The organism is Tissierella pigra (assembly GCF_018917845.1).
Taxonomy (GTDB): Bacteria; Bacillota; Clostridia; order Tissierellales; family Tissierellaceae; genus Tissierella; species Tissierella pigra.
Genome location: NZ_JAHLPJ010000001.1, coordinates 3,442,256 through 3,460,184, shown reverse-complemented (window position 1 = coordinate 3,460,184; position 17,929 = coordinate 3,442,256). Strand labels below are relative to the sequence as shown.

Genomic DNA, 17,929 nt, shown 5'->3' with positions numbered 1-17,929 from the left:
GTAGAAAATAAATATAATTTATTGGTGCTTTCCACCGATAAAGGCAAATCTAGTGAAAGCTAGAGACGCAAAGCTAAAGGGCCTTCCTTAAAAATAAGATGGCAGCCAGTTACCGAAAGGAGAGTTTTTTATGTTTAAAAACCATAGAATTACACTCTTAGCAGTTATTATTTTATCACTATTTTCAACAGTAACTTACGGAGCTAGTGATTATATTGATAAATCTCAAATAACTAATGGAGTAATAAAAATCAACAACAATAATAACAACGTTGGAGCAGTAAGAGTCAGTAAAGGCAATATAAGCTATGATTATATATTAAAGGGGGACGAGACTATACCCCTACAACTTGGAGATGGTGAATACACCATATTGGCGTTAGAAAGTGTAGGCAATAATAAGTTCAAGCAGATTGCAAAGGAAACTGTTACACTAAAAGCCAAAGACCCAAACAAAGTATATTTACAATCTATTCAAATGGTTAATTGGAATACTGATATGAATGCAATTAAAAAAGCAAAGGAATTAACTAAGAATGTTAAGAACGATCAAGAAAAGGTAGAAATTATCTATAACTATATTGTAACTAACATAAGCTATGATAAGGATAAGGCAAAGAGAGTAAATTCAAATTATATACCAAAGATAGATGAAACATTAAAAGTACAAACAGGTATATGTTATGATTATTCTTCTCTATTTGCAGCAATGACTAGGTCAATAGGAATACCTACAAAATTGGTTATGGGATATAAAAATGATATGGATGAATATCATGCTTGGAATCAAGTATACCTAGAAGATACTCAGGAATGGGTGAATATAGATACAACTTATGATGCTGGTAAAAGAAAATCAAACCCATCTATTCCTATGATAAAAGATATACAAGATTATAAAATAGAAAAAGAATATTAAAATAACAAGGGATACCCCTTGTTATTTTAATTATTATATGATTATTTATCTTTTAACATTTTAATAGCCTTTGTAATTTTTATAGGATTGCCGTACATTAAAGTACCTAATCTGTATATTTTAGCACCAAATATTCCAGTAATAATAGTTGATACAGCTAATATCAATAGAGAAAGTACTATTTGAAAAGTTGATACATTTCCCATAGATACTCTTACAAACATTGCCATAAAGGATGTAAATGGAATAAATGAAGCTACTTTTAATGCAAACATATCTGGGTGTGTAAGACCCATCATGGAGATAAAGAAAGCAATAATAAATACTATGGTAAGTGGTGTAGAGCTTGTGCCTACATCTTCAGTTCTAGATACTAATGCACCAATGACACCATAAATAAATAGATAGAAAAGGTATCCTAATATTCCAAAGATAGAAAATGTAGCCAATACATTTCCAGGAATATTAAAGATAAAATCTAAATTATTATTCCAGGATTGAGCATTTAATCTATAAGTTATACTAGCCACCAGAATCAAAGTACCAAATTGTATTATTCCAGCCAAAGCACCAGCTATTACTTTCCCAAATATAAGGTTTTTGGTATTGGTACTAGTTACTAAAATCTCCATAGTACGATTACTTTTTTCACTAGCTACAGAAGTAGCTGTTAATTGACCATAAAATAGTACAATAAAATATAATCCAAAGATTAAGATATAGGTATATAAATAATTCTTCATACCATCCTTACCTAAGACAGTAGTTTCATATTCCATAGGTACATTATAAACTTCCAGTACTTCATTATAATCTATACCCTTTTCTGAAAGGGATTTACTTCTATATAGATTCAATAAAGCACTTTCAAATGTAAACCTATTTCCATCATCCATACTAGTATTTTTTACTAGATATTCATAATTTGTAGGATTGTTAACTATAAATCCTGCAGTTATATTATCTGATATAACTAAATTACTTAACTCATCTTGGTTTTTTACATTGATTAGTTCATTATCTGGCAATTGAGATTGTAAATCATCTAATTCAATTGCATCTTCTTTAATTAAAATTCCGTATCTAATCTTAGACTCAGTATAAGATGGTTCTTCTTTCTTTTTATCACCGAAAATTGGTTTACCAAAAGCATCCATTATAGTTGGTATAGTAAGTCCTATTATTACCAATAAACAGAGGATAATAGTAGAAACCTTAAATACCTTATTTTTCAGGAAATTAAATAATTCAAATTTTAGCACTGTCAAAAAACTTTTCATTATTTATCACCTACCTTTTGTACAAATATATCTGTTAGAGTTGGCTCATATACTGAAAACTTTTCAATATCAATATCAAGTCCTATTAAATCATTTAACAGCTCATTTTTTGTTTTACCATTAATTAATTCGATAATTAAATAATCATTTTTAGATTCAAGTATTTTTATATCTTTGACTTTATTAAATAAAATATTTTGCAATTCATTAATATTAAGATTAATAGCACTTAATATTATTCTATTAGCACCATACTCTTTCTTTATAGATTTTAGATTTCCCGTCAAAACTATATCTCCTTTATTTATAAGAGAAATTTCTTCACAAAATTCCTCTACATAGGTCATTTGATGGCTAGAGAAGATAACCAATTTTTGCTTATCTATTAACTCATTAATTACATCCTTAAGTATCTGGGAGTTAACAGGATCTAGACCACTAAAGGGTTCATCTAATACAATTATATCTGGATCACATAGTAAGGTTTCTGCTATTTGTACCTTTTGTTGATTACCCTTAGAAAGAGTTTCTAGTTTTTTATCTTTGTATTCCAATACACCTAGTTTTTCTAGCCAATATAATGTATTTTCTTTAGCTTTCTTTCTAGATAGTCCTCTTAACTCTCCAAAATAAATAAGTTGGTCTAATATCTTTTGCTTAGGATATAGTCCTCTTTCTTCTGGAAGATATCCTATTGAATGTTCTCTAGGGTTAAAAGGTTTTCCATCTAAAAGAATTTCCCCTTCATTTGCATCAAATAATCCCATAAGTATTCTAATGGTTGTAGTTTTACCAGCGCCATTTCGACCGAGAAATCCCAATGCTTTACCACTTGTTATTGAAAAAGATACGCCATGTAACACTTCAGTTCCTGAAAAACTTTTGCGTATGTTTTTTATCTCAAGTATCATAAAATCAGCCCCTTTATGAAATATATATTTTAAATTATAGGGTATAGGAATTAGTAAGACAAGGGAAAATCCTGTAAAAAGGAATGAAGTAAGTAATATAATTACTTTAGTCATTATTTTAACATATCTTATTTTCTAGTTTTTTACAAATCTTCATATTACAATCTAAAAGCTATATAATTAAATCTGTTGGACAATAATGGGATAATTTGGTAAAGTAAATATATAGATATTATGTAAGCAAATAATAGAGAACGGTGGTATATTATGGATTATAAAAATATCATTGACTTAATGATCAACAATCTAGAAGAAGGCATAATAGTTGTAGATTCAGATTTAAAAATTAGATATTTTAATGAATCATCCAAAAATATTACAGGATTTAATTCCAAAGAAGCCATAGGGAAAAGTATTCTCCAAGTGTTTCCAAATATTAAAAGGGAGGATAGTACCTTTTATAAAGCAATTAATACTAAAAGACCTATAATAGAACATGTTCAGAACTATATAAACTATGTAGGGAAAAGTGTTTCCATAGTGACATCAACAATACCTATAATTAGTAATGGTAGAATTCAGGGAGCTATGGAGATTTTTAAGGATCTTAGTAAGGTAGTTGAGCTATCAGAAAAAATACTTATGTTACAAAGTACATTATACAGTAAAGATATGAGAGGCAGTAGGTTTCTACAAAATGGTACACAATATAATATATCTGATATAATCGGACAAAGTAATACCATAAACCAACTTAAATCGAAGATACAAAAAATTGCTAATAGCAATTCACCAGTATTTGTATTTGGGGAAACAGGTACAGGGAAAGAGCTTGTAGTACAAGGAATACATAATTTAAGTCATAGAAGAAGTAAACCTTTTATTGCACAAAATTGTGGAGCATTGCCAGAAAATTTACTTGAAAGTATAATTTTTGGTACAGTACAAGGAAGTTTTACGGGTGCGAAGGACAATCCAGGATTATTTGAATTAGCAGATGGTGGTACATTATTCTTAGATGAATTAAATTCTATGCAGTTAGGACTGCAATCCAAGTTATTGAGAGTAATTGAAGATGGAATTATAAGAAGAATAGGAAGTACAAAAACTATCTTAGTTGATGTAAGGTTAATTGTAGCTTCAAATGAAGAGCCTAAAAGACTTCTAAAAGAAAATAAAATTAGAGAAGATTTATATTATAGACTAAATGTATTAAATTTAAATATACCACCTCTTAGGGATAGAAAAGAAGATATTCCAATTTTAGTTGATCATTTTATTAGGATTTGTAATGATAAAATGAATAAAACAATTAAGTCAATAGATAGTCAGGTAATGGAATATTTCTTAAACTATGACTGGCCAGGTAATGTTAGAGAACTACAAAATACCATTGAGAGTGCTATGAATTTTGCTGAAGATGATTATATTAAGATGGAAGATTTTCAATCATATAATGATAGATATATAAAAAACGTTGAAATAGAAGATTTTGAAAATAATATGCAAAGAGAAATTGATCTTAAAATGATGGTAGAAGAGTACGAAAAAAATATCATTAAATTAGCAATTGATGAAGCAAATAACAACTATGCCCAAGCTGCAAGAAATCTTAAAATACCAAAACAAACACTTTATAGTAAATTAAAGAGATATAAAATAGATGAAAAGGAATAAAGTCTATTATAATTCTAAATTTAGTCTGAAGTTTCATACTAGTTTTAAAAGAATTAAACAAAAGTATTAAATTTAATACTTTTCTTTAATTCTTTTTTATTGAGATGGATAAATACATTGGTATCATTAGACTTTGTCAAAATAAAAGCTTGGCATAGGGATTGCTTAAGAAAGATAAGTAGAGACCAGCATAATTACCAAACTACCAATTTATCGGGTATTATTTCAAGAACCAACATTTAGGGATGGAGTTATACCCGATATAATTATTAAAGGTGCAATAGAAAAAGATAAGATTTTGGATGAGATAGATAGATTTTATCCTAAAAAGTAAATTTAAAATGGGGGAGTATTATGTTAAGATTACTAAAGGAATATAGGATGTTTTTATTGTTATTACTTTTTTTAGTGTTGTTAAGTTCATTATTTGTTATGATTTCTCCAATATTTATCAATTATTGCATTCAGGTAGAACAGAAAATTACTATACACTTGATTTTTATAATTGTAGGAGTGCTATTGTTTTCTCACTTAATTCAAATATTGATTATCTATATTAGAGAGAAATTTGCTGTTAAATTTAATATATCCAAGGCAAAAGAGTTATACAATAAGATGTTTCGATTACAATATGATAAGATGATATCTTTTGAACCCACTTATACTATTGAACGAATTGGCATAGCAATTAATAGTATATATGCATTTTTAGCTCAAGGAATTACTGCTATGGTGAGTAGCTTTATTATTTGTCTAATCTCTTTATGTATGATATTTTACATTAATCCTATATTGATGATTATTTTATTTGCTATGCTACCTATAAATTATTTTGGGTTTAAGTATTTAAATAAGGAGTTACAAAAAAAGGCAATACATATGCAAGACCAAACATCTACTGGATTTAAAGAAATTGTTAGTGTCTGTAGACATAGTGATTATATAAAGCAATTAGGAGATACTGAACATGTAATTGAGCTACTAAATCCTTCATTTAACCGAATTTACAAGAGTATATCTGATGTGAACATCTTTGGACAAGTAATGAGTTCTACTTTGAGAATGCTAAATAGTTTAGTTAAGAATATAACTATTTTGACAGTAAGTATATATATTTTAAATGGAGAGACACAGGTCACAAATATTATTTTAATAAGTATTCTACTTCCTATTTATTTTGAAGCTATTAATCAAATAATTAATACCAATATTCAAATTAGAGATTTGAAGGGAAGTAATGAATTTATAGAAACTTTGGATAATAACGAAGAGGAAGATGGAAGCTTAATAATAGATAGCATTAATGAGATACGATTTGACATTGAACAACTAAAGATTAATGAAAAGGTTTTGTCTAAAGATATTAAGGGTACTTTCTGTAAAGGTGATATCGTAGGAATTACAGGGGATTCTGGAAAAGGGAAATCTACTTTATTGAAGTTGATTCCCAAGTTTCGTCTTACTGATACTATTTATATAAACGGATATGATATAAGGGATTTAAATAATAATTGTTTACGAAACAATATATCTTTTGTTACTCAAGATATTCCTATTTTACCACTAACGATTAAAGAAAATATTCTCTTTGGTCGTAATGAAAAGGATGTAGATATGGAGAAACTACAAAATTCTACATTGCTAAAGACTATTACTAAATTCAAATCTTTAGATGAAAAGGTTCACGAAAATGGAACCAATTTATCTGGAGGGGAGAAGCAAAAAATTGCTATACTACGTGAATTATTAAATGATACAGATGTAATTTTGCTAGATGAGATTACCAGCAATATAGATAAAGATTCAGCAAGAGATATATACGAATCAATACAGCAATTATCAAAAGATAAAATAATATTTTTAATTTCCCATGATCAAGATAATTTAAAATACTGTAATAAGCGAATTGATTTATAATAATTTTTTCTTGAGATTGAGGAAGAGGTTATCAGCCTTGCAGAAATTTTTTATCCAGATGCAAAAGTAGAACTGGACGGACAAGTACAGTTCCACTTCCAATAATAATGGAAAAAGAAATGTGGAATAAGATAGAAGAGAATCTTAATAGTGTAGATTATAAATATCAAAGAGAGATAATTTTTGGAGGGGTCAAAGGTATTCCAACAAATTGTGGTTATAAAATAGGATACAATATAATGCAAGAATTTATAAAGAACAACCCGGATGTTAGTATAGAAGAATGGACTGAAATGGATGCTAAAGAGATTTTAGAAAAGAGTGGGTATGAGGAAAGTTTGGAAAAGAGGTTGGAAGAATATAATAATTGATGATTTAGAGTTTTGACAAGTTTTATTGGATTGTAATATATTATTAATTAGAATAAAGGAAAGTGGATAACAAAGAAATAGGAAAAGATTTAATTTTTAAGATTTCACATTCTTTTTACAAAGGGCTGCATTAAAGTTACTACTATAGATAATAAAATCTAGTAAATTAAAGAGATATAAAATAGATGAAAAGGAATAAAGTCTACTATAATTGTAAATTTAGTCTGAAATTTCATACTAGTTTTAAAAGAATTAAAGAAAAGTATTAAATTTAATACTTTTCTTTAATTCTTTTTTTATTGAGATTGATAAATACATTGGTATCACTAAGTTTCATTAAAGTAAAAACTTGGCATAGAGATTGCTTAATAATATGGTCAAGGAGGTGAATAGAAAAATATAATAGGTAACTATATTTTCATAATTTTAATTTATAAGAGAGGTAGATTTATTTATGCTTAAATTCATTATTAAAAGAGTATGGTATTCATTAATTACTTTGTTTTTAATTATTACAGCAACATTTTTTTTAATAGCTGGTGCTCCAGGAGATCCTATTGCAGCTAAGGTTGGGCAAATGCCTGAAAAAGCACAAGAAGTAATTCGAGTTAAATATGGATTAGACAAGCCAGTAACCGAAAGATACTTTATATACATGAAAAATCTTTTAACTACTGGTGATTTTGGAGAATCGATTATTTATACAGGTCAATCTGCAAATGATGTCATAAAGAAAAATGCTCCCATATCTGCAAAAGTAGGGATTATAGCATTAGCTCTACAAATAACAATTGGCGTTTTACTGGGGCTAATTTCAGCACTCAATAGAGAAAAGATAGGTGATCATATTATAAGGGTCTGGGTTGTTATTGCAATATGTGTTCCCAGCTTTGTAGTAGCAGCACTTTTACAATACTTTATAGCCTTTAAGTGGAAATTAGTACCTGTTTTTGGCTGGGGACAATTAAAACATTATATTTTACCAGTTACAACCTACGCCATAGGAGGAATTGCAAGTTATACAAAGTTTATGAGAAGTAGTACTATTTCTGTAATGACGGAGGATTATGTACTTACTGCAAAAGCAAAAGGATGTAAAAAACCTAGGGTTGTTAGAAAACATATTACAAGAAACTCCATGATTCCAATAGTTACTATGATAGGGCCAGCAGTTGCAGGTATATTTGGAGGTTCCTTTATAATTGAAAAGATGTTTTCCATACCTGGACTTGGAAATTACTATGTAAAGGCTGTGTCAGATAGTGATTATACTATGATAATAGGACTGACTATATTTTTTGCAATATTATATACCTTGGCATTAATATTAGTGGATATTTTATATGGTATTGTTGACCCAAGAATTAGAGTTACAGAATCTTAGATAAAAACAATAGTGAGGTAATGATAATATGAATAGTTTAGAAAGCAATGTAGAAGTACTTAAGAATGAAATGACTGTTACAGATGATATGTTTGAAAGAGTTGGAATAAAGGGTTTAGATGATGAGGCAATAAATAAACCTTCGTTAACTTATTGGGCAGATGTTTGGAGAAGATTTAAATCAAATAAGTTAGCAATTGTTGGACTGGTTCTCTTAATATTTGTAGTACTTACTATATATATCGGACCATCACTTTCAGGAAAAGACTATCAGTATATGGACTCTTCTGCAACAGGTACTGCCTATGCTGTTAGAGGAATTGATTTTTATTTAAATAAGGGAGAAAACCTTGCAATAGTAGGAGAATCGGGATGTGGAAAAACAGTAACAGCCAAAGCAATTATGGGATTACTACCTAAGCCTCAATCAGTAATTGGGGAAGGTGGATCAGAGATTAATTTTAAAGGTAAAAATCTTCTGCATCTTGATGAGGCAGAAATGTCTAAAATAAGGGGAAAAGAAATTTCAATGATATTTCAAGATCCAATGACATCTTTAAACCCTACTATGAAAATTGGAGATCAAATTGCTGAAAGTGTTTTCTTGCACAGTAATATGTCTCATAGAGAATCAAGAAATATAGCCTTAAAAATGCTTGAATTAGTTAGAATACCTAATGCAAAAGTGAGACTAAATCAATATCCTTTTGAATTTTCAGGAGGAATGAGACAGCGTGCTATGATTGCAATTGCCCTTGCCTGTAATCCAAATGTGCTAATTGCTGATGAGCCTACCACTGCATTAGATGTAACTATTCAGGCTCAAATCATGGATTTAATAGCTGATTTACAAAAAGAATTGAATACAGGTGTTATTTTAGTTACCCATGACTTAGGAGTTGTAGCAAGTGTTGCAGATAGAATACAAGTAATGTATGCTGGTAAAATTGTTGAAAGAGGAACAGTAGATGAAATTTTCTACAATCCAAAACATCCTTATACTCTTGCACTTTTAAACTCTGTACCGAAGTTAAATTCAAATCATAAGGAAACTTTATATTCTTTAACAGGTACTCCTCCAGATTTAATAAATCCTCCAGTTGGTTGCCCATTCGCGGCAAGATGTGAGCATGGCATGAAAATCTGTAGAGTAAAACATCCAGAGACAACAAGCTTTAGTAAAACACAGGAATGTTCCTGTTGGTTACATGATAAAAGAGCTGAATTAAGTGGAGTGCCAGAGGTATTAGTAAAAAGGGGTGAGGTATGTGGCTACTAAAGAAGTATTAATTGAGGTTAAGAATTTAAAAAAGCATTTTAAGATTAGTAAAAATAGTGTATTAAAAGCTGTTGATAATGTAAGCTTCAATATTTATAAAGGTGAAACATTAGGGTTAGTAGGAGAATCAGGTTGTGGTAAGACAACCTGTGGAAAAACTGTAATGGGTCTATATGAAGCTACAGAAGGAGAAGTTATCTACGATGGAGTTAATATACACAAGTTTAATAATAGAGAAAAAAAGGAGTTTGCTAAAAAAGCTCAAATTATATTTCAAGATCCATATTCTTCTTTAAATCCAAGGATGACAGTGGGGGATATAATTGGAGAAGGAATAGACATACATTCTCTATATAAGGGAAAGGAACGAGAAGAAAAGATTTTTGAATTACTTGAAACTGTAGGGTTAAATAGGGAACATGTTTCAAGATTTCCCCACGAGTTTTCAGGAGGTCAGAGACAAAGAATTGGAATAGCAAGAGCATTGGCCATTGAACCAGATTTTATTGTTTGTGACGAGCCAATTTCTGCCCTTGATGTTTCTATTCAAGCACAAGTTGTAAACCTTTTAATTGAATTACAAAGGAAAAGAGGTCTTACATACCTATTTATAGCACATGACCTATCAATGATTAAACATATTTCTGATAGAGTTGGTGTAATGTATCTTGGTAGTATGGTAGAGTTTACAACTAGTGAAAATCTTTATAAAAAACCATTACACCCATATACACAAGCTTTATTATCTGCAATTCCAATACCTGATCCTAAGGAGGAGAAGGTGAAAAAAAGGATACCAATAGATGGCGAGATACCAAGCCCTATTAATTCTCCTCCGGGATGTAAGTTTGCTTCAAGATGCAAGCATGCTATGGAAATATGTACAAAGGAAGTACCTGAATTCATTGAGGTAGAGAAGGAACATTTTGTATCTTGTCATATGATAAGAAAATAAGAAGTCTTTAATAGCCAATGCTTTTAAAGTATAAAAATATTATTAATAGGAGGCAAAAATGAAAAAAATTAGAAATGTAGCAATTTTAATTATTGTTTTAGTAATGTGTTTAGGTACATTAGCAGGATGCGGTAAAACTGAAGATTCACCAGTAGTTACAGGTGATACTAACGACATAAATAAAAATGAATTGCAAATGGATAAAGAACAAGTATATAAATATAGTGACAATAGTGATATAACAGGACTTAATCCAATGGCAAATACCACAGGTCCAGATAATAATGTTCAAAATTTTATTTATGAAACATTAGTTGCAGATGTGGCTGATGAAGAAGGTAATGGTATAATAAAGCCTGCTGCTGCAAAGGACTGGACAATTAGTGAAGATGGAACTATTTATACTTTTAATATTAGGGAAGATGCTGTATGGAATGATGGAGTTCCTGTAACAGCAAATGACTTCTTATTTACTTTTAGAACAATGGCTACACCAGAAGTTGGATCTACTAATGCTTGGCTATTTGACGGGGTAATTTTAAATTTTGGGGAGTCACTTTATAACGATGGAACTAATCCAGATTATAATAAAAAACCAGAAGACATAGGAGTTAAGGTAGTAGATGAGAAAACAATAGAATTTACATTAGTTAAGCCTTATGGATATTTTCTAGATTTACTAGCTGGAGCAAAACCAGTTAGACAAGATAAGTATGAGGAATTTGGGGATAACTATGGTTCATCTATAGATAAAATTGTAATGAACGGACCTTTCTTAATGGAAAGCTGGGATCAAAATGTTCAAATAACATTCGTGAAAAACGAAAGTCATTGGGATGCTAAAAACATGAAACTTGAAAAAATCGAGAGAAAACTTATACAAGACCCTGCAACTGCTGTACAGGCGTTAATCAGTGGAGAGATTGATGTTGTTACAACAAATGATCCTAATTGGAAGGAATTAATTATTGAAGATGGTAGATTTGAATCAATGGTAATACCTAACAATGCACCAGAATTCTTAGGATTTAATGCTAAAAATAAATATTTCAAAAATCCAAAAATAAGATTAGCTTTCTCATTAGCATATGATAGAGAAAAATATATTGAAGATCTAAGAGAAGGTGAAGGAGAACCATTATATTCTGTAATGCCAGGAGTTACAAATGTAGGAGATAAGCTATATAGTGAAAGGGTTAATGGACAAAACGAAGTTTTAAAGGAACTTATGAAAAAGTATCCAGATCCAAAGGCGCTTTTAATAGAAGGACTTAAGGAAGAAGGATTAGATCCAGATCCAGCAAAGATGGATATTAGCTATGCAACAAGAGGTACAACAGAGTATTCTAAGAAATCAGCAGAGTGGTTATTACAACAATGGCAGGAAAAACTAGGCGTTGAAATAAAAATAGATATGATAGAGTGGAATGTTATGTGGGATAGAGTTGACGCAGGAGATTATGATATATGTACTGCAGGATGGGGACCTTATTATAATGACCCTAATGCTATATTAGAATTATATGAACCAGTTAATGGATATTTCAACAGTACTAAATCAGGTTGGACTGGACCAGATGCTGAGAGATATGCTGAAATATTAGAAGAGGCTTCTAATTCTCCAGATAACCAAAAGAGAGCAGAACTATTTGTAGAAGCAGAAAAACTTCTTGTAGGTACAGGTGTAATTGCTCCTACTTATTGTAAAACATCTACTGTTTTCTTAGCTAAATATGTAAAAGGATATTATACTAATCCACATTCAAGTATAGATTATAGCTTAATGCATATATCAGGAAAATAACACTACCCCTTGATATAAGAAAGCAAGACTTAGTAGGTAAAAAAACTAGGTCTTGCTTTCACATCATTGTTAGTTATAAATAAGGAGGTAACAATTTGATTATAAAAAATGGAAATATTCATGTTGGTAATGGAACAGTATTAATTGATTATGATATTTTAATAGAAAATGGGATTATAAAAGAAATAAATAAAGATATTAGGACTGATGATAATATAATAATTGATGCAAAAGGTAAGGAAGTTTTCCCAGGATTTATTGATCCTGTAAGTAGTTTTGGATGTACAGATATTTCCTTTCGTATAAAGGACAATAATGAAATATCAAATCCTATAACACCAGAATGTAAAATAAAGTATTCTTTTAATCATAGAGAAATTGACTTAGAGGAATTATATAAGGTAGGAATAACAACCATAGGTGCATCTCCAGGAAATTCAAATATAATAGGAGGACAAATGGCTGCATATAGAACTTGGGGGAAAAACTCAAGCACTATGTTAATAAAGGAACCCATAGGAATAAAGGGTTCTGTCATTAACAATGTTAAGGAACAGTATGGTGAGAAAAAGATGTTTCCAATGACAAAGATGGGCATATTTTCAAAATTAGAGGAGTTTCTAAATAATAAATTAGAATTAAGTGATGAAAGTAAGGAAATAGTTAATTCTATTGTAGAAGGAAAACTACCATTAATTATTACTGCAAATACTTCAGCCGAAATAAATGCCCTTATTGAAATAATTAAGGGAACTAATATAAAGCTTGCTATTGTAGGAGCTTATGAAGGAGATAAATGTATTGATAGTATAATAAAGTCTAATGCCTCTGTTATAGTTGGAGAACAAATATATCTTACAAAAGGAAAATATAATAACACAGATCTATATAAGATTTCTAGACTAATGGAAGAAGGAAATTTAGTAAGTTTTACAATTTCTGGAGACTATGGTATGTCTGGAAAAGTAAAGTACCTTTGGAATGCCATAGAGTTTTACAAAGCTGGAATAGATAAGGAAGATATTGTAAAAATCATGACTCTAAATCCTGCCAAAATACTAGGCATAGATAATATCTTGGGAAGTATTGAGGAAGGGAAGTATGCTGATATAGTCATATATACAAAGAACCCTATTGAATATTATGATGCAAGAGTTTCTAATACAATAGTTGGTGGAGAGCTTGTATATTCAGAGGAGGGGTTAGGGTGTTAGTAATAAGAAATAGTAAGATTTATACAATGGCTGATAGAATAATAGAAAAGGGTTATGTAGTAGTTAAGGGAAAAAAGATAATCAAAGTTGGAGATGATGAGGCTTATTTAGAACCAATTATTTCTGAATCTAGGGATATTGAAATAATTGATGGAGATGGATTAGTTTTGTTACCAGGATTTGTAGATTGTCATTCCCATATAGGTGGTATGAACTTCAGTGAATCCACTAGTATTGATGATTTGAATGAAATGACCAACAGTGTAACAGCTAATATGGAAGCGATTTATGGAGTTGATCCAAAGTCTCCAGACTTTAAATATTCCTATGAAAATGGTATAACTACATTGGGAATCACACCAGGCAGTGGAAATGTAATATGTGGATTAGTTTTTGCTACCAAGACATATGGAGATAATATATTTGATATGACAATTAAAAACCCAGTAGCATTAAAGGTGGCATTAGGGGGAAATCCTAAGAGAACTTATGGTGATAGAAACCAGACACCATCAAGTAGAATGGCTATTCCTAATATAATAATAGATTCATTTAACAAAGCAATTAAATACTTAGAAGAAAAAGAAGCAGCAGAATTGGGAAAAGGTGAAATGCCTAAATATAATAGAGATTTAGAAGCCATTATACCAGCGATTAAAAAGGAAATTCCACTTAAAATACATTGTACTCAATTTGATATGATGACTGCAATAGAAGTAGCAAAGAAATTTAATTTAGAATTTTCCATTGATCATGCTTGGGGTGCCAGGGATTATATAGAAGAATTAGTAGAATCTAAGTGTTCCATAGTTTTTGGACCTTTAGGGTCAATAAAAAGCTTTGGGGAGGCTAGATTAATAGATATAGAAAGCGTAATAGAATTAGATAATAGAGGAGTATTGACTGCCATAACAACAGATGCTCCAATACTTAGTATAGATAGTTTAGTTCATCATGCTGGAGAAGCAGTTCGTTCAGGATTAGATGTGGAAAGAACCCTAAGAATGATAACAATAAATCCTGCAAAAATACTTGGAATAGATGATGTAGTAGGAAGTATAGAAGAAGGAAAAGATGCTGATTTACTATTGTTTAAAGGAATGCCAACATACAATACAAATGCAAAATTGATTAACACAATAATAGATGGAAAAATTGTATATTCCTCTAATCCATAATAGCGAGGTGTAAAGTGATTCAGATAATGATTGTATTTTCAATTATAGCAGGAATAGATAAGATACTAAACAATAAATTTGGATTAGGAGAGAAGTTTGAAGAGGGATTTAAAGCCATGGGAGATTTAGCCCTAAGTATAATTGGCATTTATAGCTTATCTCCAATTATAGGAGAAAAGCTTATGATTGTTTTAGGTCCATTATCAAAACTAATTAATGTAGATCCCTCTGTTTTTTTAAGTAGCATATTAGCAGTAGATTTAGGAGGATATAATACTAGTATTGAAATAGCAAATTCATCAATAATAGGTGAATTCAATGGACTAATATTAGCTTCTACTTTAGGAGCCACTATATCATTTACTATTCCAGTGGCAGTTGGTCTTATATCAAAGGAGGATTTTAAATTCTTTGCTAAAGGAATTTTAGGAGGTATTACTGCCCTGCCTTTGGGAATGATTGTAGGTGGAGTTATAATGGGAATTGAATTTATTTCTATTGTATATAATCTAGTACCAGTCATTATATTTTCCATTTTAATAATTTGTGGACTACTTAAATTTCCAGATAAGATGGTCAAGACCTTTAATATATTAGGTAAAGTTATTGTTATAATTAGCACCATAGGCTTAATATTAAATATAATTAGTTTTATTTTTGGATATAATTTGATTCCTGGTATGATACCTTTAGAAGAAGGTATATTATTAGTTGCTAAAATAGGAATTATACTATCTGGAGCATATCCAATGTTTCACTTTATATCTCAAAAGTTAAATAAATTTCTATCTAATATTAGTGAAAAAGTAGGGCTTGATGAATATTCCATACTGGGTATTTTAAGCTCCTTAGCCAATTGTATTCCCATGTTAGGAATTTATGATAAAATGAATGAAAAGGGTAAGGTAATAAATGCTTCATTTATTGTATCAGGTGCATTTACCTTTGGAGGACAGCTTGCGTATATATCTTCTGTTTCACCAGATAATATTAATCCATTTATAGTCAGCAAATTAGTAGGAGGAATTTTTGCAATATTTATATCTATATTATTTTTAAGATTAGAAAAGGTTAAGGAGGTCAAATATGACTATTAATGAAAGACTAAAAGAACTAAGGAAGTTAATGAGTGAGAAAGGAATTAATGCCTATATAGTAAATACGGGAGATCCGCATCAATCTGAATATGTGGCAGATTACTATAAAGGAAGGATTTGGATATCAGGATTTACAGGGTCAGCTGGTACTGTAGTTATCACTCAAGATGAAGCAATTCTATGGACTGATGGCAGATATTTTATTCAAGCTGAAAAAGAACTAGAAGGTTCAGAATATAAATTATTTAAAATGAGGATTCCAGGATATCCGACCTATAGTCAATGGCTAAATGAGAAATTAAAAGATGGAGATACCTTAGGTTTTGATGGAGAAGTATTTTCACAGTCTTCGGTTGAAAGTTTAGAAAAAGAATTTGAGGGGAAAGATATTAAATTCATTGATGAATATGATTTAGTAGGAGAAATATGGGAAGACAGACCAAGTATTCCTAAGGGAGAGGCATTCATACATGAGGTAAAATATACAGGAAAAACTGGTAAGGAAAAAATAGAAGAAGTTAGAAAAGAAATGGAAAAACAAAATATAGATTATGTTTTAATAGGGAGCCTAGATGATATAGCTTGGATTTATAATATTAGAGGAAAAGATGTATTAAATAATCCTGTTGTTATCTCCTATGGCATAATTTCAAAGGATGAGGCTTATTTATTTGTAGACAAGGAAAAGATAAATTCGGAAGTTAAAACTTTCTTAGGTGAAAATAATGTACAAATAGCTGCATATGAAGAAATAATTGATTATATAAAATCACTGGATAAAAATTCCAAAATATATTTAGATAAAAATAGAATAAATAGATGGATATATAAATCAATACCTTCAGAGTGTACTATAGAATCAGGAATAGATATTACAACGAAGTTAAAAGGAATTAAAAATCCTACAGAAATAGAAAATCAAAAAAATGCCTATATTAAAGATGGTGTTGCTTTAGTCAAATTTCTATACTGGCTGGATAAAAATGTAGGTAGTACTTATATTACGGAATATTCTGCCCAAGAAAAGTTACTAGAATTTAGAAAAGAGCAAGAAGGATTTATTGAACCAAGTTTTGGATCTATATCTGCATATAAAGCGAATGCTGCAATGATGCACTATTCAGCTGATGAAGACTCAAGTTCTGAGATTAAAAAGGAAGGTCTATATTTAATTGATTCAGGTGGACAATATTTTGATGGAACTACAGATATTACTAGAACAGCAGTAATGGGTCCAATAACAGAAGAAGAAAAAAGAGATTTTACCTTAACATTAAAGGCTCATATAAATCTGGGAAACGCTAGATTCCTTTACGGTGCTACAGGACATAGCCTTGATGTGTTATCAAGATACCCATTATGGCAGGAAGGCATAGACTATAAATGCGGCACTGGACATGGTGTAGGATTTTTACTAAATGTACATGAGGGGCCTCATGGTTTTGCCATGGTCTCAAATACTGTTGTATTGGAAAAAGGAATGATAATTACCATAGAGCCAGGCGTATATAAGGAAGGAAGTCATGGTATAAGAATAGAAAACGTTGTAGTAGTAGAAGAAGATATAAAAACTGACTCTGGTCAATTTATGAAATTCGACACAATATCATTTGTACCAATAGATTTAGAGGGAATAGATGTAAGCTTATTATCTGAAAGTGAAAGGTTATGGTTAAATGAATATCATAAAGAAGTATATAATAACCTTTCTTCTTATTTAACTGAAGAAGAAAAAGCTTGGCTAAAAGAAGAAACAAAAAACATATAAAAGAATAACAAAATAAGGGCTTACTATATGCTCCCCTAATGTAAACAGATTTTTAATTACAATCTTACACATTAGAGGGAGCATTATTATTTAGTATATAGTTATTAAAAGGATTGATAAATGCAGGAAATGGCGAAAATTCAGTCAATTAATTTTGTCTATATTCATATGATCC

At 30.1% G+C, this 17,929-nt stretch carries 14 protein-coding genes and 1 riboswitch; of the genes, 12 read left to right on the top strand and 2 right to left on the bottom strand.

Annotated elements, in window-relative coordinates:
* Positions 1–32: 32 nt before the first annotated feature.
* Positions 33–117: riboswitch (cyclic di-GMP riboswitch) on the top strand.
* 13 nt (positions 118–130) lie between these two features.
* Entirely contained in the window at positions 131–919 is a 789-nt protein-coding gene (locus tag KQI41_RS16825) for a transglutaminase-like domain-containing protein (RefSeq protein ID WP_154441731.1), read from the top strand.
* 41 nt (positions 920–960) lie between these two features.
* On the opposite strand, the gene KQI41_RS16820 is transcribed toward KQI41_RS16825, so the two are convergent.
* Both KQI41_RS16820 and KQI41_RS16815 read right to left on the bottom strand, forming a co-directional pair.
* Positions 961–2,199, bottom strand: a complete 1,239-nt coding sequence (locus KQI41_RS16820) for an ABC transporter permease (RefSeq protein WP_154441729.1) — start codon at positions 2,197–2,199, stop codon at positions 961–963.
* Positions 2,199–3,110, bottom strand: a complete 912-nt coding sequence (locus tag KQI41_RS16815; RefSeq protein ID WP_154441727.1) for an ABC transporter ATP-binding protein — start codon at positions 3,108–3,110, stop codon at positions 2,199–2,201. Before KQI41_RS16815 ends, KQI41_RS16820 begins: the two co-directional genes overlap by 1 nt.
* A 267-nt stretch (positions 3,111–3,377) precedes the next feature.
* Here KQI41_RS16815 and KQI41_RS16810 point away from each other — a divergent pair, with 267 nt between their 5' ends.
* The 11 genes from KQI41_RS16810 (at position 3,378) to KQI41_RS16760 (ending at position 17,754) form a co-directional block, all read left to right on the top strand.
* Positions 3,378–4,787, top strand: a complete 1,410-nt coding sequence (locus tag KQI41_RS16810) for a sigma-54 interaction domain-containing protein (RefSeq protein ID WP_154441725.1) — start codon at positions 3,378–3,380, stop codon at positions 4,785–4,787.
* A 354-nt stretch (positions 4,788–5,141) separates the two neighbouring features.
* Complete coding sequence (locus tag KQI41_RS16805) at positions 5,142–6,704, top strand: ATP-binding cassette domain-containing protein (RefSeq protein WP_154441723.1); 1,563 nt, start codon at positions 5,142–5,144, stop codon at positions 6,702–6,704.
* A gap of 119 nt (positions 6,705–6,823) precedes the next feature.
* On the top strand, positions 6,824–7,075 hold the full coding sequence (locus tag KQI41_RS16800; protein WP_216585769.1) for a DUF2268 domain-containing putative Zn-dependent protease: 252 nt from the start codon (positions 6,824–6,826) through the stop codon (positions 7,073–7,075).
* Between the two features lie 454 nt (positions 7,076–7,529).
* Entirely contained in the window at positions 7,530–8,459 is a 930-nt protein-coding gene (locus KQI41_RS16795; protein ID WP_154441719.1) for an ABC transporter permease, read from the top strand.
* A gap of 28 nt (positions 8,460–8,487) precedes the next feature.
* Positions 8,488–9,738, top strand: a complete 1,251-nt coding sequence (locus tag KQI41_RS16790) for an oligopeptide/dipeptide ABC transporter ATP-binding protein (protein WP_195838017.1) — start codon at positions 8,488–8,490, stop codon at positions 9,736–9,738.
* Complete coding sequence (locus KQI41_RS16785; protein WP_216585768.1) at positions 9,728–10,693, top strand: ABC transporter ATP-binding protein; 966 nt, start codon at positions 9,728–9,730, stop codon at positions 10,691–10,693. The genes KQI41_RS16790 and KQI41_RS16785 overlap by 11 nt, the downstream gene beginning before the upstream one ends.
* 58 nt (positions 10,694–10,751) lie before the next feature.
* A complete protein-coding gene (locus KQI41_RS16780; RefSeq protein ID WP_154441717.1) occupies positions 10,752–12,497 on the top strand; it encodes a peptide ABC transporter substrate-binding protein in 1,746 nt (581 codons plus the stop codon).
* A gap of 95 nt (positions 12,498–12,592) precedes the next feature.
* The gene (locus tag KQI41_RS16775) at positions 12,593–13,711 is read left to right on the top strand and encodes an amidohydrolase family protein (RefSeq protein WP_216585767.1); all 1,119 of its coding nucleotides are present in this window, start codon (positions 12,593–12,595) and stop codon (positions 13,709–13,711) included.
* Positions 13,705–14,889: an amidohydrolase family protein gene (locus KQI41_RS16770; protein WP_216585766.1), complete on the top strand. Its 1,185-nt coding sequence runs from the start codon at positions 13,705–13,707 to the stop codon at positions 14,887–14,889. The genes KQI41_RS16775 and KQI41_RS16770 overlap by 7 nt, the downstream gene beginning before the upstream one ends.
* Positions 14,890–14,903: 14 nt before the next feature.
* A complete protein-coding gene (eutH, locus tag KQI41_RS16765; protein ID WP_342366201.1) occupies positions 14,904–15,986 on the top strand; it encodes an ethanolamine utilization protein EutH in 1,083 nt (360 codons plus the stop codon).
* Positions 15,976–17,754, top strand: coding sequence for an aminopeptidase P family protein (locus tag KQI41_RS16760; protein ID WP_216585765.1), 1,779 nt, complete (start codon positions 15,976–15,978; stop codon positions 17,752–17,754). The genes eutH and KQI41_RS16760 overlap by 11 nt, the downstream gene beginning before the upstream one ends.
* Positions 17,755–17,929: the final 175 nt, after the last annotated feature.